Source organism: Kaistella haifensis DSM 19056, from assembly GCF_000735695.2.
GTDB classification, from domain to species: Bacteria; Bacteroidota; Bacteroidia; order Flavobacteriales; family Weeksellaceae; genus Kaistella; species Kaistella haifensis.
Genome location: NZ_JASZ02000080.1, coordinates 1 through 1,954, shown reverse-complemented (window position 1 = coordinate 1,954; position 1,954 = coordinate 1). Strand labels below are relative to the sequence as shown.

Sequence of the window (1,954 nt, the reverse complement as noted above, 5' to 3'; positions counted from 1 at the left end):
ATTATAAAGATGTTTCAGAAGCAAACAGCCCACCATAAAACGAATCGGATGGCTCGGATTGCCCACTTTAGAGTACAACGGCGAAAATTCGTTCTCGAAATAATTCCAATCTATTTTATCTGAAAGCAAAACGAGTTCGTGTTTATCATCAATAAAATCAACCAACATCGGGCGGAATAATTCTGGCAGTTTTTCTGGATTTTTTCCTAACATATTTGCAAGGTTTTAAAGCTCTAATATACAAATTCTTGCAATAAAAAACAAGCTATTTTAAACCCAAAATACTAATAATCAGTAAATTATAAGTGGTTTAAGGAGAGACTATATACTGGAGGAACGTGGGAAAGCGTTGGCAAAATTCTTTCGATAAGCCCTACCCTAAGGAGCTGGAAAAACAGCGGTATGGAGGGTGGTGAAAAAAGTGCTTGATGAATGGGGAAAGCGGGCAACGGCAAAGCAGGCGGCATAAGCATTTTTTTTATCATCCGGAATACTGCTGTGCGCGGTGCCGAAGTGCATATACTACCACTGAACTGTCCGCTGAAAAAAGTAGTATATGGACTGCAGGCACATGGGCGTTTTGTGACGAATATTTCAACTTGGGTTTTTCGATTAGGTGCGGAACTTTTCAATTAGCAATACCCGAGCGGCTGGAAAGCGGTGGCTGGTAGCGGGTTTGCCGCTACCAAAGGAAAGCATTTAACATAATTTCAAATTATAGGGACAATGGTGCTGCTTTGCCAGAAACGCAACGAAGTGGAGAGGAGGGCAACGGATTTGCAGATGGCAGGTGCGTATAATTTCAATTATGTTACTTGCTGTGGGAAGGTACGTTTACATACTATTATGAATTATCTGTTTCAATTCCATAAATTAACTCCTTAATAGAAAAAACACTCTCTGAACTTATCCTAAAGTGCCTCAATTCATTATTACGCATTAAACAATTAGCCTCAATGAAATACTGATGAGTTGAATCAAGTTCATCCATTTTTGAACTCATTGCATTTTCATTTAGTTGATCTAATGAAGAGTTTAAGATTATAATTCTATTTACATAAATAACGCGCTCGGAAATCTTGCCCATTTTATTTTTATATACAATCTTGTAGACTTTACCTATAGTAAAACTTCTTGGTGTTAGTTTTTTAAATACACCTCCACTAACAAATCCTAACTTTTCTTCACTAAATATATTTTCCAGTTCAATTTCCTTTAAAACCTCAGAAGAATCAGATAAAATCTTCTTGCATAAAGAATCATTACTGTAAATACTTCTTCCGCTTAATTCATAATAATAAGAATTGTAACAAATATCGTCAGTAGTGATAACGTTTGGAAACTTGGAATTCCCTAATTCAATTTTAGAGTCCGGTATTACATAATATTTACCCTTCTTAAATGAGGTCAAAAGTTCAATATCCGTTGCAAAATCTAAAGACGGTTTGTTTATTTGAAAATTTTGATCAATTAATTTTTTAACACAAGCTTTTAAATCTGGATTTAGATCATTAATGGAACATAAAATTGTTTTTAATTTTATTAAGATCAAGAAAGTTGACCAAAGATGACAATGTCCAGTTCAGACAACATTGACGACATTAGTAATGAAATTTTTGATTTCCAAATTTTTCCTGAGAATGAAATAATTGCAAAGAAAATGGGACTGATCTATGCAATCAAAGAGACTGTATTTGTTGACAGCATTGAAATTTCGGACAAATTTATTGTTTTGAAAAAAAATTACTACTGAATATGTTAACAAGCGATATCCTTCCATTGAACAATATGTCATTTCAAATCAATATGAAATTTCGACAATGATAAAAAATCTAGGTTACGTTTATAAGGAATTTTAAAAAATATTTCCGATAATAAAAAATTTTATCATTTTTGGCAGTAAAATTATTTAGGAAAACACAATTGGAAGTACCACATAAGAAAGATTAAGTAA

At 33.2% G+C, this 1,954-nt stretch carries 1 protein-coding gene and 1 pseudogene; both read right to left on the bottom strand.

Annotated features, from left to right (window positions below):
• Positions 1–213, bottom strand: a pseudogene (locus tag AP75_RS13920) (IS5/IS1182 family transposase); the annotation flags it as partial.
• 631 nt (positions 214–844) lie between these two features.
• Positions 845–1,552: a hypothetical protein gene (locus AP75_RS13915; RefSeq protein WP_031502187.1), complete on the bottom strand. Its 708-nt coding sequence runs from the start codon at positions 1,550–1,552 to the stop codon at positions 845–847.
• Positions 1,553–1,954 lie beyond the last annotated feature (402 nt).